Source organism: Streptomyces sp. NBC_00873 (genome assembly GCF_045207415.1).
Taxonomy (GTDB): Bacteria; Actinomycetota; Actinomycetes; order Streptomycetales; family Streptomycetaceae; genus Streptomyces.
In genome coordinates this window covers 821830-843181 of record NZ_CP108803.1, presented here as the reverse complement: position 1 = coordinate 843181, position 21352 = coordinate 821830, and the positions used below count along the sequence as shown (strand labels likewise).

Here is a 21352-nt window from a genome sequence, read left to right as displayed (position 1 = left end):
CAGCTCCTATTCGGGAATGGATGCGGTGATGCGGAGGTGGGAGAGCACCCAGGCGTTGAAGTGCCCGGGCTGCTCCTGGTTGGCCAGGTGACCGGCGTCCTTGACGATCACGTAGGCGGTTCTGTGGATGGCCCCGGCGATGGCCTGGCTCGCCTCGATGCCGGTGACCTTGTCCTGGTCGCCGCAGAGCACGAGCGTGGGCGCGGCGATCGAGGGGAGTTCGGTGCGCAGATCGGCCGCGGCCATGGACTCGGCGGCGTACGCGTAGCCCGGCAGCCGCACCGATTCCGCCATGGTCCGCACGACCCGGCGCACCAGATCGTCTGGAGCGCCCGGCGACACCAGCCGCGGTCCGCGCGCCCCGGCGAAGGCGCGCGGACCGAGCTCGGCCAGCTCGACCGCCCTCGCCCGCATGCCCTTGGCCTTCGCCTCGTCCGTGCCCGAGCCGGGGCTGGAGTCGGCGACGATCAGTGAGGCGACGAGCTCCGGGTGGCGGGTGGCGAGCCGCAGCGCGATCACACCGCCCCAGGAGACGCCGAGCACATGCGCGGTCGTGGCGCGCTCGCGAATGAGGGCGGCTGCCGTGTCCGCGAAGTCGTCGAGGGTGAGCGGCTCCTCGGGGTCGGGGGACTTGGCGTAGCCGGGGGCGTCCCAGGCCACGACCCTTACGTACGAGGAGAGTTCGGCGAGCTGCGGGGCGAAAGCGGCCGACGACGAGCCGATGCCGTGCAGGCACAGCAGCAGCGGACCCCGCCCGCCGGCCTCCTCCACATGGACGTCGACGCCGGCGCTCAAAGGATCTGCCCCGTCCGTCCGGCGAGCGCCGCGAGGCTGCGCAGCACCGCGTACGGCACGACCTGGCTGGTTGCCGGATTGCCCGGGTCGGGCAGATGCGCGACCTCGAACCGGTACGCACCGTGCGGGCCGGACGCCTCGATCACATGCCGGGTGTGGTACGCCGCCGGGTCGGCGACGACCTGGACCCGCACAGCGTCCAGGTCGCCGACGGCCAGCGCGACCGACGCGGCCACGTTCGTCGACTTGGGGAATTTCACCGGAACCTCGCGGGCGGTGCCGGACATGACCTCGACCGGTCCGGTTGCCGTCCGCATCCGGGTCAGCAACTCCTCATCCATCCAGGGCTGTTCGAGGGTCGACGGCAGCTTGGTGGTGGTCAGGCGGACCTCGTCCAGCGGGCCGAGCGAGCGTGCCGCCTGGAGCAGGTCGAGACCGCCGACGGCGCCGCCCGTGAAGTACACCCGGCCCGGTCCCGCCGCGAGCAGCCGCTTCGCCAGCTCGTCGTCGGTCAGCGCCCCGCTGGAGGCGATCAGCAGATCGGTGCCGGAGGCCAGCACCCGCTCTCCCCACTCCCGCACGACGCCCTGGCCCGCGGCCTCGACGATCAGGTCGCAGAGTTCCAGGGCCTCCTCGAAGGTGACCTGACGCGCGGGCGCGGCTTCACCGAGGGGACGGTTGTCGACGACGCACACCAGCTCGGCGCCGCCCACCTGCCCATCGGCGAGGGCGGTGCCGACGACCCGGCCGATCGCACCCCAGCCGACCACGCCGACCTTGCGTACGGTGCTCATGCGGTTGCCTCCTGGGCGTCGAGGGGAGCGAGCGGGCCGGGGTCCGGCGTGCCCGCCATGTGGCAGCGGATCTCCTTCGACGGCGGACCGGCCGTGCCCCACAGGTCGGACAGGTCGGGCACCCGCCGCCACACCCGCGCGATCCAGGCGTCCTCGACGATCTGGGCGACCTCGGAGGTGTACTCGCAGACCAGGCCGGACGGGTCGGTGAAGTAGGAGAAGGTGTTGTTCCCGGGACCGTGCCGGCCGGGGCCCCACTGGGGAGTGATGCCGTGGTGGCGCAGCCGGCCGAGGCCCCGCATGAAGTGGTCGACCGAGGTCATCTCGTACGCCACATGGTTGAGTGAGGTCCATGCGGCCTGGTTGAAGGCGATGCAGTGGTGGTCGGCGTTGCAGCGCAGGAACGCCATCTGGTGCTCGGACCAGTCGGAGACGCGCAGACCGAGCACCTCGCAGTAGAAGGCCACGGCGGCGTCGATGTCGGTGGTGTTGAGCACGGCGTGCGTGACCCCGACGGGCACGGCGCCGTCCCGGCCGCGCGGGACGACCGCCTCGACCTGGGCGCTGATCTCGATGAGGCGCCCCTCGGGGTCGGTGAACCGCAGCCCGTAGCCGCCGCCCGCCTGTTCCAGCGGGCCGGGCCCGAAGACGGGAACGAGGGAGCGTGCTTCGAGGCGCCGGGCGGCCTCGTCGACCTCGGCGGGGGTCGCGACGGCGAACGCGATACGGCCGAGGCCGACCCGCTCCCGCTCGGTCAGGTGGAGCACGTGGTGCTCGTCGTCCGTGCCGCGCAGCCAGCGGGCGCCGGTGTCGGACTCGACGGTCTGAAGGCCCCAGACCTCCTCGTAGAAGTCGGCGGCCTCGGTGAAGGCCGGCGTGTGCAGTTCGACGTAGCGCAGCGATCGGAGCCGGGCGATCGGACCGGGCGGTGGTTGGTGCATGAGTCTCTCCAAGACGGGCAGGCGTGCCGGGTCAGTTGGCCCAGGGGAGCGGGAGGTCGGAGGTGCCCCAGTACAGGGACTTCTGGCGCTGGTAGGCGCGGATCGCGTCGCGGCCCTTCTCCGTACCGAGGCCACTGTCCTTCCACCCGCTGAACGGGGTGGAGGCGCTGAACTGCTTGTACGTGTTGATCCAGACGGTGCCGGCCTCGATACGGCGGGCGATCCGCCACGCGGCCCGCAGGTCGCGGGTCCAGATGCCGCAGGCCAGCCCGTAGACCGAGTCGTTGGCCTGGCGGACCAGATCGTCCTCGTCGTCGTAGGGCAGGGCGACCAGCACCGGTCCGAAGATCTCCTCCTGGCAGGTGCGGGAGGTGTTCGGCAGTCCGTCGAGGACGGTCGGCAGGTAGTACGCGCCGTCCTGGTACCGCTCGCCCTCGGGGGCGGACCCGCCGCACAGCACCCGCGCGCCTTCGGAGCGGGCGAGGTCCACATGAGCGGCGACGGAGTCGCGGTGGCGGTGGTGCACGAGCGGCCCGACCTGGGTGCTGGGTTCGGTGCCGGGGCCGACGCGCAACTTGCGGACGCGCTCGACGAGTTCGCCGACGAAGGAGTCGTAGATCTCGCGGGCCACGAAGAGCCGGGAACCGGCGATGCAGGACTGGCCGCTGGACGAGAAGATCCCGAACAGCACGCCTGCCAGGGCCTGTTCGACGTCCGCGTCGGCCCGCACGATCGTCGGCGACTTGCCGCCCAGCTCCAGCGAGGCGGGGACGAGCTTCTCCGCCGCGATCGCGGCGATGGACCGCCCGGTCTCCGTGCCGCCGGTGAATCCGATGCGGGCGACGAGGGGATGGCGGACGAGGGCGTCCCCGACCACCCGGCCGCTGCCGGGCAGCACCGACAGCAGGGCCGTGGGCAGCCGGAACTCGTGGAGTGCCCGGGTGATCAGACGGCCGAGGGCGAGGGAGACCAGGGGGGTCCAGGCCGCGGGCTTGAGAAGGACCGCGTTCCCGGCCGCGAGCGCGGGGGCGATCTTCTGCGCGTCGCTGGCGACGGGGGAGTTCCAGGGGTTGATCGCACCGACGACGCCGATCGGTTCGTACACGCTCATCGTGACGTACGGGCCACGGGACGGGGTGACCGTGTCCTCCGCCGTCTCCAGGGCGGCCGCCATGTAGCGGAAGGTGCCCGCCGCGCTGAGCGCGAGGGCCCGGGTCTCGGCGAGGGTCTTGCCGGTGTCGGCGGTCTGCAGGGCCGAGAGTTCGTCGGCGGCCTCTTCGGTCAGTTCGGCGATCCGGTGCAGCAGCCGGGCGCGCTCGTGGGGGTGCAGGTCCCGCCAGGCCGGGTCCGCAGCCGCCTTCGCCGCGGCCTCGGCCGCTTCGGCGACCTCGTCGGCCGATGCGGAGTGGACGGTGGCGAGAACGCGGCCGGTCGCCGGGTCGACGGTGTCGACGGGCTCACCCGCGCCGCGTCGCCACTGGCCCGCGATCAGGATGTCGGTGGGGAAGTGCGGCACGGGAGAACCTCCGGGCGAGGCGGCGGAATGAGGGGACTTCGGGTGCGGATGCGCTCGGCGCGAGACCGGAGCGCTTGGGCTGCCTGCACTGTCGAAGTGCTAGAAATCTAAGGGCTTAACTTTCTCTGCGCAAGACTCGAGTTGAAATCGATATCGAGGGGGCCTTGAGCATGGGGTCTGTGGCGGCGAAGATAGTCGACAAATAGATGGTCGTCAGGTTTCTAAGCTCTTAACCATTGACCGCTTAGATACGGGACCCTACTGTCTCCGCAACTCCTCTGTCAGCGGAAGGACCCCCTCCATGACGACTGTGGCCGGCAAGCCAGCCCTTGGCTCCATAGCTGCGAGACTTGAACGACTGCCGCACTCGCGCTGGCACGTCAAGGTCCGATTCCTGATCGGCGCCGTTACCTTCTTCGAGGCGTTCGACCAGCTGTTGGCCGCCTCCGCACTGCCCGTCCTGATGAAGGAATGGCACCTGACCACCGGGCAGGCCACCTTCGCCGTGACCTCCGCCTCCATCGGCATGCTGCTCGGGGCACTGGCCGCCGGCTGGATGGGTGACCAGATCGGCCGCGTGCGCACTGTCGCCCTCGGCGTCGCCGTCACCGGTCTCGCCAGCCTCGCCGTCGCCTTCTCCGGCAGCATCGAGACCTTCTCGCTCTTCCGGTTCGTCCAGGGTCTCGGCATCGGCGGTGTCGTGCCCGTCGCGGCCACCTACATCAATGAGATCGCCCGCTCCGACAAGCGGGGCCGCTTCGTCCTGCTGTACGAGATGATCTTCCCGGCGGGACTCGCGGTGGCCACCCTGGTCGCCGTATGGGTGGTCCCCAACTTCGGCTGGCGTGCGATGTTCGTCGTCGGCACCCTCCCGGTGCTGATCGCCGCCCTGTTGCCCCGCCACGTCACCGAGTCCCCGCGCTGGCTGCTGTCCCGTGGCCGCACGGCCGAGGCGGAGGAGGCTCTCGCCCGTATCGAGGCGGAGGTCGCCCAGGCCACTGCCGAGCCGCTGCCCGCACCCTCCGCGACGCTGCCCGACGAGACCTCCCAGGGCCGGCTGAGCGACCTGTTCCGCGGGCGCTATCTTCGGCGGACGGCCGTGCTGTCGGGCCTGTGGTTCGTCGCGTTCTACGTCAACTTCGGCATCTCCACCTGGCTGCCGTCGCTGTACACGAAGCAGTTCGGGCTGGATCTGACCACCGCGCTCGTCTACACCCTGCTCAGCAACGTCACCGGCCTGCTCGGCACGCTCGTCGTGGCCCTGCTGATCGACCGCATCGGCCGCAGGGCCGCGCTGGTCGGCGCGCTCGTCGGCACCGCGCTCTCGCTGGGCGTCCTCGCACTGGCCGGTGCGACCTCGGGCCGTCAGATCGCCGTCTTCGCCTCGTGCACGACCTTCTTCCTGTACGCGATCAACGCGGGGCTCTACCTGTACTCGCCCGAGCTGTACCCCACGTTCAACCGGGCCAAGGGCGCCGCGTTCGGCGCTCTGTGGAACCGGTTCGGTGTCATCCTCGGCCCGGTGACCGTCGGCGCGATCATCGGCGCGGGCGGCAGTCTGGCCGTCGTCTTCGGGCAGCTCGCCGTGGTGGCCGCGGTGGGCGTCGTGATCGCGTGGTTCGCCGTCGAGACCAAGGGCAGGACGCTGGAGGAACTCAACTCCTGAACGCGATCGGCAGTCCCGGTGCGGGGCGGGTGTCCCGGAGCAGCGATCACTGCTCCGGGACACCCGCCCCCCAGCGTTTGCCCCAGGGCGGCTGCTGAGGCGGCGTTCCCGCAGGTGAAGCCCTACGGCGCGGGCACCCCCGGTCCCGGCTTTTCCCCTCAGCGGTAAGATTCCCAGGGCCGTGAGAAGTCTGCGGGAGCCGTGCGAGGGGTTGAGGATGGCTGGATCGAGGCCGGGAGACCGGGACGCCGTGTCGAAGGTGATCGAGGACTGGGCGCGCGAACGGCCGGAGCTGGACACCAGCCCGCTGGAGGTCCTCGCGCGGCTCCACCGCTCGTTCCTGCGCTACAGCACCAGGCTCACCACGTCGATCGAGCGGCATGGTCTGTCCGTGGCGGGCTTCGACGTGCTGACCGCCCTGCGGCGGTCGGGGAAGCCGTTCCGGTTGACGGCGGGCCAGCTCGCCGACTCCGGACTGGTGTCGTCGGCAGGGGTCACCCTGCGGATCGACCGCCTGGAGAAGGACGGCCTCATCGTCCGTGAACGGGATGCCGACGACCGCAGGGTCGTCTACTCGCGTCTCACGGACAAGGGCTTCACAACGGTGGACACCGTGTTCGCGGAGCATCTCGACAACGAACGCCGGATGCTCGGAGGGCTGTCGCCGTCCCAACGCCGCCAGCTTGCGCGGCTGCTGCGCAGGCTGGAGGACTCGATCCTCGAATCCGACGAGGAGCCGCCCGGCGCCGCGCAGTAGAGGGCGTGCCCCGAATCGTCGTGGTGCTCCCTGTGCGTCGCTGTCGCCGGACCGGTCGCGCCGCAGCCCGGGCACCGCTGTTCCTGGTTCCGGCACTGACCGCCGCTCGTCCCCTGCCCCGGTCTCAGTCTCAGCGAAGAGCGGGCGCCGGACCTGCCCGGAGACTGTCGAGCAGTTCGCCGGCTGTCGGTGTGGCACACATCTCGGCCGCCAGGCGCTCGGCACCCGCCCGGTAGGACGGTTCCTTGAGTACCCGTTCGACGGCCGCCCGCAGGCGGGCGACACCGTCCGGACCGAACCCGGCCGTCTCCTGCCCCGGTCCGTCCGTCGTGACGGTCAGACCTGCGCCCGCTCCGGTGACCAGCCCTGCGTTCGTCGGCTGGTCGGCGAAGAGGGGCACACAGACCAGCGGGACACCGGCGGCGAGGGCGCCGTAGACCGTGCCCGAACCGCCGTGGCAGAGCACGAGGGAGGCGCTGCCCAGTACGTCGGCCTGGGGGACCCACTTCTCCACATGGACATTGCGGGGGATCGCCCCGAAGTCCGACACGTCGGTGAGGGGACCCGTGGTCAGCAGGACGCGCGCCGGCAGCCCGCTCACGGAAGCCAGTACCGCCCGGTACAGGGCGGAGGCGTTCGGCATGCCGCCCACCTCGGTGCCGAGTGTGACGTAGACGAGCGGTTCTTCGCCGCCGTGCCACCGGTAGGGCGGAGCGTTCGGGGCGGGTGGCTGATGGTAGCGCCGGGTCACCGCGTACGGCGAGGGGTCCAGGGAAGCGGGGAGCCGGGTCAGATAGGGGGAGGCCCGGAGCCGTTCCGCGATGCCCGCACCGTACGAATCGAGTACCGGGCGGAGCAGTTCGTCGGTGGACTCGGCGAACTGCGCGGCAGAAACGGCGACCTGGGCATGCGGGACACCGTGGCGCTCGGCCGCCACCACCGACGCGAGCTCGTACATCTCGTCCAGGACGAGATCCGGCCGCCACTCCCGGCAGAGCTCCTCCAGCGTCGGCAGCATGGCGGTGGTGCACAGCCTGCCGAACACCTCACTGGTCATCAGGGACACGCCCTCGTCCGCAGGCAGCCCCAACACCCGCATCATCAGCGGCACGAGCTCGGCCTCCGGCGGCTCCCCGCCGATGCGGTAGGGCTGTTCCCGGGCCGCCAGTAACGGTTCGAGCTTCGGCGGTGCGACGACGAGGACATCGTCGCGACGCGCCGCGCAGGCGTCGATGAACGGGACAAGTGGGTTGAAGTGGCCCGATCCGCTGGTCGAGGCGAAAAGTACACGCATGGCAGGAGCCTAGGGATCGGCGCCCCACACCCACAGGACCGCATTGCGCCGACTTCCGGCACTCCGCCGCCGTCCCGCCTTGCTGCCCGCCCACCGGCCCCAGGCGGCGGTACGGACCCATCGCAGGGCCCACACGCAACCCGTCCGGTGGATTCGTGGTGCTGCAAGCAGACGTACGAGGGAAGGAGAGTGAAATGCCTGAACTCTCCGCACCTGTGATCAAGCTCGTACGGCAGACCACCGAGCCTGTCGCGGCGCAGACCCTGCGCTCGACGGCGGCCGCGGTCATCTCCTATGTCGTCGCGGTGTGGACCCTTCCGCAGCCTGTACCGCTGACGGCTCCACTGACCGCGCTTCTCGTCGTCCAGGTCACCCTGTACGCGACACTCACCACGGGCATCCGGCGCGTCAACTCCGTCGTCGTCGGGGTGCTCATCGCCATCGGCTTCAGCGCCCTGGTGGGTCTGAACTGGTGGAGCCTGGGTCTGACGATCTTCAGCTCGCTGATCATCGGACGGATGGTGCGGGTGGACGAGTTCGTGCCGGAAGTCGCCATCAGCGCGATGCTCGTCCTCGGCGTCTCCCAGGTCGCCGCCACCGCATGGGACCGCGTTCTGGAGACCCTGATCGGTGCGGGCGTCGGCCTGTTGTTCAACCTGCTCGCACCGCCTGTATGGGTGCAGAACGCGGGCGTGTCCATCGACGAACTGGCGCGGGAGATGGGACGGATGTTCCGGGCCATGGGCGAGGAGGTCGGCGGCCACATCTCCGTCCGGCAGGCGGCGGCGAGACTGCACGACGCCCGCAGACTGGACCACGACATCGTGGCGGTCGACGCCTCGCTCCGGCAGGCCGAGGAGAGCATCCTGCTCAACCCCCGGATCCGGCAGGGCCTTCTGTACCGCATCGTCCTGCGTACCGGACTCGACACACTGGAGATCTGTGCCGTTGTCCTCCGTGTGCTGGCCCGCACGCTGACGGACCTGGCCAAAGCCCGGACCGAGGAAACCATGTTCCCGGAGGACGTGGCCGCCTCGCTCCGGGAACTCTTCGCGCAGATGGCCGACGCCATCGAGAGCTTCTCCACGCTGATCACCACCCCGGTGTCCGCCAATGCCGAGGAGGCCGAGTCGCGACTCGCTGCCGCACTGGCCGCCAGCCGCGCCACTCGGGACGTGGTGGCCGACCTCCTGCTGGAGGACGTCCAGGAACACCCCCGACAGTGGCAACTGCACGGTGCGCTGCTCGCCGAGGTCGACCGCATTCTGGATGAGCTGGACATCGACAAACGCGCCGAACGCCTTGGCGAGGAACTCGACCGCCACTCCGCTGAACTGCACGAACGCCATCCCCGGCTCGCCGCAATGCGGCGGCGGCTCGGCAGCCCCCGGGCCACGCAGCCGACAGTCCCGGGAGGGTGAGGGCGAGGGCGAGGCGATGGGAGACCGCGCGCCCTGCGACGCCCGTACGCCCTGGCCCTGCTGCCGTCGGCGCGCGAACGTCCCCCGCAGGGAAGGCACTTCACATCATCGAGCGGCGCCCGGAGTCCGGCACGGCTCTTCGACGCAGGCGGACCCGGTAGCCCGGCCTTACGATGCAGGAGGGAAACCGGAAGCCTCAGAGCGCCGGGACGGGACCCGCAGGGTCCGCGGTCTCGCGCCTGATCTCGGAGGAGCTGCTCCCGCCCACCTCGCACCCGGTTGCCCAGCCGACCCCCGGTCCCCAGGGCAAGGTCCCCGTGGACCGGGAGCGGCGGCTGCACCGAAGCCGCGCTCCTCATCCACCGGCAGACGTACGGGTCCTCAGGCACGGATCGGTCATCCCGCCGGGACAGGCGAGACGGTCGATGTCCCAGCCGGCGCGCCCCGCTCCGGCCTGATAGGCGCTTTCGTAGAAGGCGAGTACGGCCGCACGGGGATCGCTCTCGGTGCGGGCCGCGTCGTACGGCAGCACCGCCAGGTGGCTGCCGCCACGATCCACCCATTGCGCCGACACCGGAGTGAGCGGTTCCTCCGCCAGCCGCGCCGGTTCGGGAGCGGTGTACGAGTAGAACGCGGGCGCGGCGAACGTGTCGTCACCGAACCAGAAACCGAAGCTGATCACTTCCCGGGAGTAGGCCTCCCGCGTCACCGGGTCGATCTGCTGGGGTTGGTCGATCTGACGCTCCGAAAAGCGGGTGTGGGCGATATCGAAGGTGTGCCAGAAATGGTGCACGGGACTGACTTTCCCCGAAAACCGCGCCGCGAATTCCTCCAGTACCAGCGCCACTTGACTGAGAACCTGCCAATACCGGTTGGCGTGTTCGGGATCGTATGCCGCGTGCTGGGTGTCCTCGGCGAACGGCCGGTCGGCGTCGGGCAGATCGAATGGCTTGGGCAAGTTGATATCCACCTCGATGCCCAGCGCTTCCAGGGCGGCCATGACCTTCTTGTGGAAGGACGCCACGGACTGGCCCGAAAGCGGGAACGAGACCGTCATGCCGTCCAGTCTTGTGACGACGAGTCGATGGCCGACGAAGTCGAAGTCCACCGTGAAAATCGGGTTGCCGTCGATCTGCCCTATGGGGCGGGTGGTGATGCCGCGTCCAGTGAGGTGAAACGGAACGTTCCACCAGTGATTGCGCCGGACACTGGCCGCGAGACGGATCTTTCCGACGACCTGCGCGAATCGGTGGAGGGTCTCTTTGGTGTCACGCCACTCGGCGAGCGGCATGGGCGGGAACAGCTCCATCGCCATCACTTCTTTCGTGCTGCCGGACGGTCCCGGTGGGCGGGCAGGGCGTTCTTCCGCACCATCTTGTCCATGTCGAAGGCCTACGACACCTCGTGCGGCCGCTGTGGGGTCGTTCGTGTGAACCGGCACGACCTGGCCGGGGTGGGCGGCCACTCGTGCGCTGCAGTCGGCGCAGACGCGTGGCGCGCGACTGCTCCCGGTCGTCTCCCCGGGGACGCCCTTCCCGACGAGTCGGAGGCCGGGTGTCCGTCCGTCGACGCCAAAATCTCCTAAATGTCGCAAATTTGGCGATGAAGGGAAGCCGCTCGCTGTTCTGGTGAATGCGCGACCCGCACGGTCCGAGGCCTTGCGTGCCGGACAAATCGCCCTTTTCGGGCTGAGTGGTGAGAGTCACCTTTCGGGCCCGCGGACGCAGCGGCGTGCCGCCCGGTTCCCTGCTGCGCCAAGAAAGTTGGCTTCGCGGACCGGGGTGGATTGCGAAAATTTCCGCGACTCGATCTTGTAAATGAATTGTGATCGAGAAATGTGGGCTTGTTCAGGTCGGAGTTTCTCGCCTACGGTCACCGTCAATCCGGATGGAACGCCGAATCCTGCCGCCGTCCGGTAACCCGACCACTCACGTACGGCAGGAGCGGGGGACCCAGGTAAGCCGCCGATCCGGTATCCGGAACGGCTAGGGGTGAAGTCGTATTCCCATACGGCCAGGCAACTCCAGCCTCAACCCGACAGCTCACCTCGTAGGCGACGGAGAGGAATTCGCCATGCCCGCACAGGTTAACCACCGTCGTCGTAAGTCCAGTTCGCTGACTCGCGGATTCATCGCCGTGAGCACGGGCGGAGCCGCCGCTCTCGCGCTTCCGATGATCGGGGCAACCGTTGCCTCGGCAGCGCCGGCGCAGCCTGTCACCGCCGTCGCCGTCTCCAAGACGGTGGCGCCCGCTGCCGCTCCCGCCAAGCCGGCTGCCATGCGGGCAGCTACGCCCTCCATCTATTCCGTGATATCCGGTGACACCCTTTACAAGATCGCCCTGAGTCATTCCGTGAGCGGCGGTTGGCAGCAGCTGTACAAGGACAATCGAGCGGTCATCGGAGCCGACCCCGGCGTAATTCACGCGGGCCAGAAGCTCACGATCGGCGCCAAGGCCGCGCCCGCGGCAGTCGAGTCCACGACGGCCGCGAGCACCGCCGTTGCTGTCACCGCGAAGCCCGCGACGTACACGAACGACCTCGACGGCTGGATCAAGGAGTCGCTGGCCGTCATGGCCCAGCACGGCATCCCCGGCAGCTACGACGGCATCCACCGCAACATCATGCGCGAGTCCTCGGGCAACCCCCGGGCCATCAACAACTGGGACTCGAACGCCGCCGCGGGCACGCCGTCCAAGGGTCTCCTGCAGGTCATCGACCCCACGTTCCGGGCCTACCACGTGCCCGGTACGTCGATGGACCCTTACGACCCGGTCGCCAACATCACGGCCGCGTGCAACTACGCCGCCGCCAAGTACGGCTCGATCGACAACGTGTTCGGGGCCTACTGACGCTCGGTTGCGTTGATTCAGGTATGACGGGTGGCGAAGGTCCGATGGGGCTTCGCCACCCGTTCCCCGTCGGTGTCGCGCACGGGAGGCGCCAGGGATTACGGGACAGCCCTTCGAACGGGCGCATGTTACCCATCGGTATGTAGTGACTTGGCACGCGAACAGCAGTAGAACCAGTTTCACTCTCAGAGAGTGAGGCGTATCACACGAGTGACCCTACCACGCGCAATACAGGCCCGAAGGGCGTTTCGCGTCGAAGGTTCATCACACGAACTGGTTCTATTTTAGGAGCCGTGGCCCTCGCGGGTCACACCACTCCGGCCCAGGCCGGTGTCGGCTCCGCAGCCGCTCCGATCGACTCCGGGGCCCATGTCCCGGCCCTGGTGATCGGCACCGGATACGGCGGCTCCGTCGCCGCACTGCGTCTCGCCCAGGCAGGCATCGACGTGCACATGATCGAAATGGGCATGGCCTGGGACACCCCCGGCCCGGACGGCAAGATCTTCGCCAACACGACCTGCCCGGACAGCCGGTCGTACTGGCTCCGCACCAGGACCAAGCAGCCCCTCAGTAACTTCCTCGGCTTCCCCATCGACAAGAACATCACCCGCAGCACAGGGATCCTCGACGCCGAGGAGTTCAGCGGGATCACCGTCTACCAGGGCCGCGGCGTCGGTGGCGGCTCGCTGGTCAACGGTGGGATGGCGGTCACCCCCAAGCGCGAGAACTTCGGAGCCGTCCTCCCGTCGGTGGACGCCGACGAGATGTACGGAATCTACTACCCGCGCGCCAATTCCGGGCTCGGGGTCGGCACCATCGATCCGGCCTGGTTCGACACCGCCGCGTGCTACCAGTACGCCCGGGTCGGCCGTCAGCAGGCCGAGCGTGCCGGCTTCCCGTTCGTCTTCGTGCCCACCGTGTACGACTGGGACTATATGAAGCAGGAAGAGGCCGGAACCGTCCCCAGGTCGGCGCTGGCCGGCGAGATTCTCTACGGCAACAACTACGGCAAGAAGTCGCTGCAGAAGACGTACATCGACCGGATCAGGGCCACCGGCAGGGTCGCCATCTCGCCGCTGCACAAGGTCACTTCGGTCGCCCCGGCGGCAGGCGGCGGCTACACGGTCGTCATCGACCAGATCGACACCGGCGGTGTCACCACGGCCACCAAGACGGTGACCGCCGACCGGGTGTTCTTCGCGGCCGGCAGCGTGGGCACCAGCAAGCTGCTGGTCAGGCTGAAGGCCACCGGCGCGCTCGCCGGCCTGAACAACGAGATCGGTAAAGGGTGGGGCGACAACGGCAATGTCATGTGCGGCCGGGCCAACCACCTGTGGGACCCGACCGGCAGCCTCCAGGCGTCCATTCCCACGGGCGGCATCGACAACTGGGCCGCCGGTGGCGCGTTCGCCGAGGTTGCGCCGCTGCCCACCGGGATCGAGACGTACGCCTCGTTCTACCTGTCCATCACCAAGAACCCGAACCGGGCCGAGTTCTCCTGGAACGCCGCGACGGGCACGGTCGACCTGAACTGGCAGACCGCCTGGAAGCAGCCGTCCATCGATGCCGCCAAGACGATCTTCGACAGGATCAACCAGAAGGAGGGGACGATCTACCGGACCGATCTCTTCGGCACCTACAAGGTCTGGGGCGACCACCTCACTTACCACCCGCTCGGCGGCGCGGTGCTGAACCGGGCCACCGACAACTACGGCCGCCTGCACGGCTACTTGGGCCTGTACGTCATCGACGGCTCGCTGATCCCCGGCAACACCAGCGTCAATCCGTTCGTCACCATCACCGCGCTCGCCGAACGGAACATCGAGAAGATCATCGCCACCGACCTGTGACGATCAACGGCCGGGCAGCGCACACACGGTGTCGAGGCCCAGCACATGGTTGAGCCGGCCGAACGCCAGCCATGATCCGATGCTCATGCTCAGCTCCACGATCTCGAGCTCGCTGTAGTGCGCGGTCATCCGGGACCAGAACGCGGCGTCGAGGTTGTGGTGATCCAGGGCGTACCGCTCGGCGTATTCGGCGGCCAACCGGGTCCGGTCGTCGAACACGCCGGTGGTACGCCACTGGGTCACCGCGTCGGCGAATTCCTCCTCTACCTTCACGCCGTCCCGTTCGGTCCGCCAGCCGAGGCAGAAGGCGCACCCGTTGATCTGGGCGATCCGCAACCGTGCGGCTTCGAACTCGCGCAGTCCCAGGGTCGTGTGGGCGTACACCGACAGCGAGAAGTTCGATGCGGCGATCCCGATCCCGGGCACCATCTCGCCCCACACGTACTCGATCGCGTCCTTGCCTTCGGGGATGTCGATGTTCATGGTTGTCTCCTTCCGAGCCTGCCGACTGCGGGGCGCAGCGGGACGTCGAGCGCGTCGTAGAGGCCTGGTTCCGCGTCCACGAGCCAGTCGATGGCGCTCACGAGCCGGCCGACCGCGGTGGCGTTCCCGCCCGCGGACCTGTTCCCGCCCTCGTCGGTGGCCTCGACCGTGACCTCGATGCGTGGGCGGCCCTCGATGATCACTCGATGTGCGCCGTCCCCGCCGGGCGGCTTCGGCCAGTCCGGTGCGCAGGAGGGGTGGATGCGCGTGGTGTGCTCGATGACGATGCGGGCTTCGCCCCCGACGATGCCCTGCACTTCGAACCGCACGGCGCCCTGGGTGCCGGCCTCGAACGTGCCCATCGTCCTGGTGCTCACCGTGGCGTCGAGCGGGCGCCGGTCCAACGTCTCGCGGATGTCGTCGAGTTCGGCTCCCAGAGCCCTGGCCATCAGCCGTATCTGCCCACCCCACACCATGGTCGGGACGGTCGGTGCGAGCATCAGCGGCTCGTACTCCATCGGCTGGCCCATGCCGACCAGGTACCGGACCGATTCCTCCTGGTCGTAGGTGGAGTAGTCGAAGATCTCCTGACAGTGGATCACGTCCACGGAGGTGCCGAGTCCGCTGATCAGCAACGGGAGGACGTCATTGCCCCAGCCGGGGTCGACACCGGAGACGAACAGCGAGCCGCCACCGTCCGCGATGGCGGCCAGCACCGGATCCCGCAGCTCCGGCGGGGCGCCCAACTGGTCGTACAGTGCGTACAGCGCGGGGGTGACGACCACGGCCCCGGCCCGGATCGCCCTGCTGATGTCGGCGAGGGCCTCGTCGGGACGGATGTCGCCGGACGCGGCGTACACGACGGCCCGGGGACCGGTGGCCAGCACGGTATCGACGTCGTCGCCCGCCACGACCCCCAGCGGACGACCGAGCCCACCGAGTTCGCCCGCGTCGCGTCCCACCTTGTCGGGGTTGTGGACGAGCACGGCGGTGAGCTCGAGCGCCGGATGGGCCTCGACAGCGCGGATCGCGGCGCGGCCGACGTTGCCCGTGCCCCAGACAACCGTGGAAATCATGCGCGGAGGGTAGCGAGAGGGCCTGTCACTTCCTAGTGCCACGACGCGACGAGTTTGCCGGGCGGGGCAGGGGAGTCGGCCGCCCCTGCGTCGCCCCTCGGGCTGCGGCCGCTGCGCGTTACGGAATGGGACGTGCCCCGGGGCGGCGCCTGGGAGATGATCCCGGCGTGACCGAGGAACGGGATGCAGGAGCGAGCACGGGCGGCGACGACGCACCCGCCTGGGACGAGCGGCTGGGCTGGGCGTTCGGTTTGATCTCGGACGATCCGAAGGTACGGGTGTCCGTGCCCGTCATGCCGCCTCTGCCTCCAGCCGGCTGGGAGCGTTGCGCGGCGAGCGGAGTATGCCGGCTGCGCACGCTGCCACGACGCAGAACCCAAGGGGCAGCAGGAAGGTCAGGTTGAGCGGGACGAAGTGTGTCAGCGGTCCGATGACGGCGGGGCCGGCAAGCATGCCGAGATAGCCCAGACCGGCGACACGCGAGACATTCGTCCCGGCTGCGCCCGGGTCGGCGTGGCCCGCGGCGCTGAAGAGCTGGGGGATGCAGCCGGACAGCCCGGCCCCGAACACGGCCCAGCCGACCAGGGCCAGCGGGATCCAGGTGGAGAACGTGGCCGTCGTCAGCCCGACCGCGGCCAGGGCCGCCCCGTAGCGGAGGATGGCGACGGGCCCGAAGCGCATGGCCATTCGGTCGGTCAGCAGCCGGCCGATGGTCATGGCGGTCGAGAACGCACCGTAGGCGAGAGCGGCGGTGGCGGCGGTGGCGTTCAGGACGTCCCGCAGATGCAGAGTGCTCCAGTCGTTGGCCACTCCTTCGCAGAGCATGAGCATCAGCGCGAGCGCGGCCAGCGCCCAGATCCGGCGGGATGTCCGGTGCACCGGTTGTGTCACACCGGCGGGTGCCTCCCCGGCAGGGGAGGGGGCGTGTTCGGCCGGCAGGAGCCCGCGGGCGGCGAGTGCGGCGACCGCGAGGCCGAGGACGGCCACCGATCCGAGGGTCACTGCCGGGCTCCAGCCCCAGCTGAGCGTGCGCGCGCCCACCAGCGCGGCAAGGACCCCGCCGATGGAGAACGTGGCGTGGAAGGCGGACATGACGGGGCGTCGGTAGCGCCGCTCGACCTGAATGGCGTGGGCGTTCATGCTGACGTCCAGACAGCCGTTGCCGAGTCCGAGCAGTGCGAGTGCGGCTCCCAACGTCCACGCGTCCGTGGCCAGGCCGGGAAGGACCACGACGGCGCTGCACAGAGCCGCGCCCAGTGGTACGACGATTCGGGCGCCCCACCGATCGGTGAGTGGGCCCGTGATCCGCATCCCCGCGAAGGCTCCCGCGCCGAGGAGCAGCAGCAGCCAGCCGAGCACGGCATGACTGATGCCCACGTGGCGCTCGACAGCAGGGATGTGGACGACCCACATCCCCAGGACGAAGCCGTTCAGGGCGAAGTAGGCGGTCGTGACCAGGCGGCCGGTCCGCAGCGATCTCTCCATGCCAATGAACATATCTAACATCATTGATGTTCGAAAGCTTGCGTTGTGAACATCGATGGTGTTCCATCGCTGATGTGGCGAGCACAGATCGACTGAGACGGATCACCGAGGCGGTGCGCGACGCGGGCAGTGCCGGCGTCGCGGAACTGGCCGCCCTGACCGGCGCGTCGGAGATGACCATCCGCCGTGACCTGGAGACCCTGGCCGAGCAGGGCATTCTGGAGCGATACCGCGGAGGAGCGAGGAGCCTGCTGCTGCGCGGCGACGAACCCCCCTTCGGGCTGCGGGCGACGGAGGGGCTGGAGGCCAAGCGACGCATCGCCTCCGAGGTTGCCGGGCTGATCGCCGACGGGGAGTCCGTCGTCCTTGACAGCGGCACCACCTGCCTGGAAGTGGCCCGCGCGCTGGAGCACCGCCGCCTGACGGTCATGCCACTGTCCCTGCACGCGGTGAACGCACTCACCGGGGCGCCGGACCTCACGCTGCTGGTGCCCGGTGGCCGCCCCCGGGCGGGCGAGCTCGCACTCATCGGCCCGCTCGCCGAGGCGTCGCTGGCCGCCCTGCGTTTCGACACCGCGATCATCGGCTGCTGCGGACTGAACGCGGCGAACGGCCTGACCGCGTACGACTTGGACGACGCCGCCGTCAAGCGGGCCGCGATCGCATCGGCCCGCCGCGTCATCGCGGTCACGGACGGCGCGAAGCTCTCCCGCACCGCCCTTGCTCTCGTCGCGCCCGCCACCGCATTGTACGCCGTTGTCACCGACGGGGCCGCGCCCGAGGCAGAGGTCTACGCACTCGCTGCGGCGGGCGTGCACGTGCGACAGGTATGACCTGCACGTCAGTTGAACGGCACGCGCACGTCACTCCGTCTCACGCTCCGGGGCGACTCAGCCGTCATGGTCGAAGAGTGTCTGGAGGTACTCCTCCAGCCTGACCCCGGTCCGGTTGCCGCTGTGACACGCGTACGGTTCGCGCCCTGGCGACGGCGGAATGATGAAAGAGTTCGCGGTGCAGTGGTACACGCCGTTGTCCGCGTGTCCGAATGTCCGTATGCCGACGATGGGACAGATTCCATGCCTCTCAAGGGTGAGTACGAGCCGAGCCCCGCGCAGTGGGTCCGCGATCAGGTCGAGCTGTTCGAGAGCTCGGGCGGCACGGAGGGGACCACGATGCGTGGTCTGCCGGTCATCATCCTGACCACGCGCGGGGCCAAGAGCGGCAAGATCCGTAAGACGCCGCTGATGCGGGTCGAGCACGACGGAACGTATGCCGTGGTCGCCTCGCTGGGCGGCGCTCCCCAGCATCCCGTCTGGTTCCACAACGTCGCGGCGGACCCCCGGGTGGAACTCCAGGACGGCCCGGTCCGCCAGGACATGAACGCCCGTGAGGTCACCGGCGAGGAGAAGACGGTGTGGTGGGAGCGCGCGGTCGAGGCGTTCCCCGACTACGCGGACTACCAGCTGAAGACCGACCGGCAGATTCCCGTCTTCGTCCTGGAGCCGGCGGCCCAGAGCCACTGACCACGGCCAGGAGGAGGCACCACCCGGGTATCCGGCACCGGGGACCAAGGAAACAGCCGTCGGTGCTGAGCCGTGACCTTGATCGTTCGGATGCTCCGGTTCCTGCTCGCTGAAGCGGAACGCATCTCTCCTGGGGCTCGACAGGGTGGCGAAACTCTGCTCTCCCGGGCGTGAGCGGGCCGTCCGTGCGTCGGATGCGGGCAGGGGTGTCTCGGGTCAGGCGGCCGAGGCCGTGATGAGGGCCGCGGCCGGCACCCCGAGCACCGTCCGGCGACCGCCCAGGGCGTGGCACATGCGCGCTGGACGCGCAGGCCCTCCCTGGTGCTGTGGCAACGCACGAACGCCGGCTCATACACCACACTCTCGTGGCGACGCCTGTCCAGCACCGTGGGCCGCTTCGCCGTCGCCGGCCATGGGCCCCGCCTCGCCGAGCGCCCGGTGGGGCTGCGTCAGCCGCCGGTGCCGAGCGTGAGCGTAGGCCGTTCCAGTTCGAACCAGACGGCCAGGTCCAGTGTCCGCTCCAGACTGCTGCGGTCCGCGGTGCCGACCTGGCCGGGCTCGGCGGCAATGATCTCCTGCAGCCGGCCGCGGTCCAGCAGGTCGAGGGCGGGGCTGTTGCCTGCCGACAGCACGTCGCGGACCTGGGTCTGCAGCTCCACAGCGTAGGCCGGGTCCTGGGTCGAGGGGTACGGGCTCTTGACCCGCTCCAGAACCGAACGCGGCAGCAGGTCCGCGGCGGCCGCCCGCAGCAGACTCTTCTCCCGGCCGTCGAACGTCTTCATCGACCAAGGGGTGTTGAAGACGTACTCGACCAGACGGTGGTCGCAGAACGGAACGCGCACCTCCAGACCGGTGGCCATGCTCAGCCGGTCCTTGCGGTCCAGCAGCACCCGCACAAAGCGGGTGAGGTGCAGGTAGCACACCTCTCGCATCCGACGCTCCAGCGGATCGCGTTCCCCGTCCAGGCGCGGCACCTGCGCCATGGCCTCTTCGTAGCGCTGGGCCACGTAGCCTTCCAGGTTCAAACGTTCGCGCAGCCCGGGTTCGAGCACCGAACTGCCGCCGCGGCCATGCTGGCGCTCCAGGGCCGCCAGCCAGGGGAAAGTGCCGGCGTCTCGTGCGGCAGGATCGTGGAACCATGCGTAGCCGCCGAAGACCTCGTCCGCGGACTCACCGGACAGCGCCACCGTGGAGTGCTCGCGGATCGCCCGGAACAGCAGGAGCAGCGACTGGTCCATGTCGCCCAGCCCCAGAGGCAGGTCCCGCGACCGCACGGCTGCCGCGCGCACGCTCGGATCCGCCAGCCCCTCGGGGGCGAGGACGATGTCCTGGTGGTCGGTTCCGACGTGCCTGGCGACGTCGTGCACATAGGGAGTGTCCGGGGTGGCCCGCAGATCGTCGGGGACGAAGTTCTCGCTCTGGCCGACGAAGTCGACGGCGAAGCTGCGCACGGTCTCCTTGCCGCGCAGCTGTTCGGCTGCCAGCGCGGTGACCGCGCTGGAGTCGAGCCCGCCCGACAGCAGGATGCACCGCGGCACGTCGGAGACCAGCTGGCGGCGGACGATGTCGTCGAGCAGCTCGCGTACCCGCGCGACGGTGTCGTCGCGGCTGTCGGTGTGCGCGACGGAGCGCAGCTGCCAGTAAGGGTGGGTGCGCAGGCCGGAGCGGTCGACGGTCACCAGCGTGCCCGGCTCCACCTCCCGCATCCCTCTCCAGATCGCGTGACCTGGGGTCTTGGCCATCGAGAACAGCTCGCGCAAACCCTCCAGATCCACCTCGCGGGGCACCATCGGGTTCGCCAGGATGGCCTTCGGCTCGGAGCCGAACAGCACGCCGTCGTCGGTGGGGAAGTAGTACAGCGGCTTGATGCCCATCCGGTCGCGCATCAGGTGCAGCCGCTCGGTGCGGCCGTCCCAGATCGCGAACGCGAACATGCCGTTCAGTCGCTCGGGGAGGTCGGCGTCCCATTCCAGGTAGCCGCGCAGTACGACCTCGGTGTCGCTGTCGGTGCGGAAACGCTGGCCGTTTCGACGCAGTTCGTCGCGCAGTTCCCTGTAGTTGTAGGCCTCTCCCGAGTAGAGCAGCACGACATCGCCGTCCGGGGTGCGCTCCGTCATCGGCTGGACGCCGCCGGGCAGGTCGATGATGGCGAGTCGGCGATGGCCCAGCGCCGCGTGCCTGTCGAGCCACAGGCCGTGTGCATCCGGTCCGCGGCAGGCCATCGTGACGTTCATGGCTTCGGCGGTGAAGCGTTCCTGCCGCAGGTCGCGCCGGTAGGACACCCAGCCGGAGATTCCGCACATGGGGTGGCCCTCCTTGTCGTGGAGAAAACATCCAGGGGATGCGCACCTTGCTGACTATAGGGACCAAGTGGATATAACGGATGGCTGATGTCGGTCTCTCCGCGGCCGTGTCGACCTGCTCGCAGGCCACACGGAACACCCTCAGGGAACGCTGTGCCTACGGACTTGTACGCCTGGGCGACGGCGGCGACGACCTGGGCGCGACTCGCGAGAATGTCAGCGACCGACGTGGGTGCGATGGGGGGGCACCGGGAGTCCGGGTGAGTGGTGCCAAGGGGGGAACTGCCCCGGTGCCGGGAGAGTGCCCACCTGCGCATGGATACGCGCCTCAGTACCGTTGCGCAGGCACGGCGCCGCCGCGCCGGGGCTTCGGAACCAACCCTGCTGGGCCTGGTCAAACACGTCGCCGGGGTGGAGCTGGGGTACTTCGGCGACACGTTCGGAGGGCCCTGTTTCGACAAGGAGCCGCCACCCTGGTGGTACACGGGGACGCTATCCCTGGCGCGCCGACTGCGGCTTTGGAGCACTTATGCGGAGGTCGAGCTCCGTCGCGCGGGACCACCGCCCGCCAGCGTCGCCGGGTCTGTGGTTGCCGGAC

General features: G+C 69.4%; 17 protein-coding genes, 1 pseudogene and 1 riboswitch. Of the genes and pseudogenes, 8 read left to right on the top strand and 10 right to left on the bottom strand.

Translation table 11 applies throughout. The features are described 5' to 3' along the window. Positions 1–6 precede the first annotated feature (6 nt). Genes OH809_RS04020 through OH809_RS04005 form a run of 4 tightly spaced genes read right to left on the bottom strand, consistent with a single transcriptional unit; the run spans position 7 to position 4046 of the window. Positions 7–795 carry an alpha/beta fold hydrolase gene (locus tag OH809_RS04020; RefSeq protein WP_406423945.1) on the bottom strand — a complete coding sequence of 263 codons (789 nt, stop codon included), beginning with the start codon at positions 793–795 and terminating at the stop codon, positions 7–9. Beyond that, complete coding sequence (locus tag OH809_RS04015) at positions 792–1589, bottom strand: aspartate dehydrogenase domain-containing protein (protein WP_406423947.1); 798 nt, start codon at positions 1587–1589, stop codon at positions 792–794. Before OH809_RS04015 ends, OH809_RS04020 begins: the two co-directional genes overlap by 4 nt. Then, on the bottom strand, positions 1586–2530 hold the full coding sequence (locus OH809_RS04010) for a VOC family protein (RefSeq protein WP_406423949.1): 945 nt from the start codon (positions 2528–2530) through the stop codon (positions 1586–1588). The genes OH809_RS04015 and OH809_RS04010 overlap by 4 nt, the downstream gene beginning before the upstream one ends. A 31-nt stretch (positions 2531–2561) precedes the next feature. Next, positions 2562–4046: an aldehyde dehydrogenase gene (locus tag OH809_RS04005; protein WP_406423951.1), complete on the bottom strand. Its 1485-nt coding sequence runs from the start codon at positions 4044–4046 to the stop codon at positions 2562–2564. Positions 4047–4347: 301 nt separating this feature from the next. Here OH809_RS04005 and OH809_RS04000 point away from each other — a divergent pair, with 301 nt between their 5' ends. Both OH809_RS04000 and OH809_RS03995 read left to right on the top strand, forming a co-directional pair. Beyond that, on the top strand, positions 4348–5712 hold the full coding sequence (locus OH809_RS04000) for an MFS transporter (RefSeq protein WP_406423953.1): 1365 nt from the start codon (positions 4348–4350) through the stop codon (positions 5710–5712). A 217-nt stretch (positions 5713–5929) separates the two neighbouring features. Next, a complete protein-coding gene (locus tag OH809_RS03995) occupies positions 5930–6469 on the top strand; it encodes a MarR family winged helix-turn-helix transcriptional regulator (RefSeq protein WP_406423955.1) in 540 nt (179 codons plus the stop codon). A gap of 130 nt (positions 6470–6599) precedes the next feature. On the opposite strand, the gene OH809_RS03990 is transcribed toward OH809_RS03995, so the two are convergent. Next, a complete protein-coding gene (locus OH809_RS03990; RefSeq protein WP_406423957.1) occupies positions 6600–7763 on the bottom strand; it encodes a glycosyltransferase in 1164 nt (387 codons plus the stop codon). 194 nt (positions 7764–7957) lie between these two features. On the opposite strand from OH809_RS03990, the gene OH809_RS03985 reads away from it, so the two are divergent. Continuing rightward, complete coding sequence (locus OH809_RS03985) at positions 7958–9184, top strand: FUSC family protein (RefSeq protein ID WP_406423959.1); 1227 nt, start codon at positions 7958–7960, stop codon at positions 9182–9184. Positions 9185–9539: 355 nt separating this feature from the next. Here OH809_RS03985 and OH809_RS03980 read toward each other — a convergent pair whose 3' ends face one another. Then, positions 9540–10493, bottom strand: a complete 954-nt coding sequence (locus tag OH809_RS03980) for a DUF5996 family protein (protein ID WP_406425388.1) — start codon at positions 10491–10493, stop codon at positions 9540–9542. A gap of 574 nt (positions 10494–11067) precedes the next feature. Then, a riboswitch (cyclic di-AMP (ydaO/yuaA leader) is annotated at positions 11068–11253 on the top strand. Positions 11254–11257: 4 nt separating this feature from the next. On the opposite strand from OH809_RS03980, the gene OH809_RS03975 reads away from it, so the two are divergent. Together OH809_RS03975 and OH809_RS03970 are read left to right on the top strand one after the other, a co-directional pair. After that, positions 11258–12034, top strand: a complete 777-nt coding sequence (locus OH809_RS03975) for a transglycosylase SLT domain-containing protein (protein WP_406423961.1) — start codon at positions 11258–11260, stop codon at positions 12032–12034. Between the two features lie 293 nt (positions 12035–12327). Continuing rightward, the gene (locus OH809_RS03970) at positions 12328–13884 is read left to right on the top strand and encodes a GMC oxidoreductase (protein ID WP_406423963.1); all 1557 of its coding nucleotides are present in this window, start codon (positions 12328–12330) and stop codon (positions 13882–13884) included. 3 nt (positions 13885–13887) lie between these two features. Here OH809_RS03970 and OH809_RS03965 read toward each other — a convergent pair whose 3' ends face one another. From OH809_RS03965 to OH809_RS03955, 3 genes are all read right to left on the bottom strand, one after another. Next, positions 13888–14367, bottom strand: a complete 480-nt coding sequence (locus OH809_RS03965; RefSeq protein ID WP_406514840.1) for a carboxymuconolactone decarboxylase family protein — start codon at positions 14365–14367, stop codon at positions 13888–13890. Then, complete coding sequence (locus OH809_RS03960) at positions 14364–15443, bottom strand: dihydrodipicolinate reductase (protein WP_406423965.1); 1080 nt, start codon at positions 15441–15443, stop codon at positions 14364–14366. The genes OH809_RS03965 and OH809_RS03960 overlap by 4 nt, the downstream gene beginning before the upstream one ends. 291 nt (positions 15444–15734) lie before the next feature. Then, complete coding sequence (locus tag OH809_RS03955; RefSeq protein ID WP_406423967.1) at positions 15735–16928, bottom strand: MFS transporter; 1194 nt, start codon at positions 16926–16928, stop codon at positions 15735–15737. A 74-nt stretch (positions 16929–17002) separates the two neighbouring features. Between OH809_RS03955 and OH809_RS03950 the strand changes: the two genes are divergently transcribed. Beyond that, positions 17003–17761, top strand: a complete 759-nt coding sequence (locus OH809_RS03950; RefSeq protein ID WP_406423969.1) for a DeoR/GlpR family DNA-binding transcription regulator — start codon at positions 17003–17005, stop codon at positions 17759–17761. Positions 17762–18004: 243 nt separating this feature from the next. Then, positions 18005–18451 (top strand): nitroreductase family deazaflavin-dependent oxidoreductase, encoded by a 447-nt coding sequence (locus tag OH809_RS03945; RefSeq protein ID WP_406423971.1) that lies wholly within the window; start codon positions 18005–18007, stop codon positions 18449–18451. A gap of 449 nt (positions 18452–18900) precedes the next feature. On the opposite strand, the gene asnB is transcribed toward OH809_RS03945, so the two are convergent. Then, positions 18901–20754, bottom strand: coding sequence for an asparagine synthase (glutamine-hydrolyzing) (asnB, locus tag OH809_RS03940; protein WP_406423973.1), 1854 nt, complete (start codon positions 20752–20754; stop codon positions 18901–18903). A 378-nt stretch (positions 20755–21132) separates the two neighbouring features. On the opposite strand from asnB, the pseudogene OH809_RS03935 reads away from it, so the two are divergent. Beyond that, a pseudogene (locus OH809_RS03935) lies at positions 21133–21240 on the top strand (hypothetical protein); the annotation flags it as partial. Positions 21241–21352 lie beyond the last annotated feature (112 nt).

What these genes read in the sequence shown, in the direction of transcription:
- OH809_RS04010 (WP_406423949.1), bottom strand. Translation starts at nt 2,530, where the DNA reads ATGCACCAACCACCGCCCGGTCCGATCGCCCGGCTCCGATCGCTGCGC.
- OH809_RS03995 (WP_406423955.1), top strand. Translation starts at nt 5,930, where the DNA reads ATGGCTGGATCGAGGCCGGGAGACCGGGACGCCGTGTCGAAGGTGATC.
- OH809_RS03975 (WP_406423961.1), top strand. Translation starts at nt 11,258, where the DNA reads ATGCCCGCACAGGTTAACCACCGTCGTCGTAAGTCCAGTTCGCTGACT.
- OH809_RS03980 (WP_406425388.1), bottom strand. Translation starts at nt 10,493, where the DNA reads ATGGAGCTGTTCCCGCCCATGCCGCTCGCCGAGTGGCGTGACACCAAA.
- asnB (WP_406423973.1), bottom strand. Translation starts at nt 20,754, where the DNA reads ATGTGCGGAATCTCCGGCTGGGTGTCCTACCGGCGCGACCTGCGGCAG.
- OH809_RS03955 (WP_406423967.1), bottom strand. Translation starts at nt 16,928, where the DNA reads ATGGAGAGATCGCTGCGGACCGGCCGCCTGGTCACGACCGCCTACTTC.
- OH809_RS03990 (WP_406423957.1), bottom strand. Translation starts at nt 7,763, where the DNA reads ATGCGTGTACTTTTCGCCTCGACCAGCGGATCGGGCCACTTCAACCCA.
- OH809_RS03960 (WP_406423965.1), bottom strand. Translation starts at nt 15,443, where the DNA reads ATGATTTCCACGGTTGTCTGGGGCACGGGCAACGTCGGCCGCGCCGCG.
- OH809_RS04015 (WP_406423947.1), bottom strand. Translation starts at nt 1,589, where the DNA reads ATGAGCACCGTACGCAAGGTCGGCGTGGTCGGCTGGGGTGCGATCGGC.
- OH809_RS03965 (WP_406514840.1), bottom strand. Translation starts at nt 14,367, where the DNA reads ATGAACATCGACATCCCCGAAGGCAAGGACGCGATCGAGTACGTGTGG.
- OH809_RS03985 (WP_406423959.1), top strand. Translation starts at nt 7,958, where the DNA reads ATGCCTGAACTCTCCGCACCTGTGATCAAGCTCGTACGGCAGACCACC.
- OH809_RS03945 (WP_406423971.1), top strand. Translation starts at nt 18,005, where the DNA reads ATGCCTCTCAAGGGTGAGTACGAGCCGAGCCCCGCGCAGTGGGTCCGC.
- OH809_RS04000 (WP_406423953.1), top strand. Translation starts at nt 4,348, where the DNA reads ATGACGACTGTGGCCGGCAAGCCAGCCCTTGGCTCCATAGCTGCGAGA.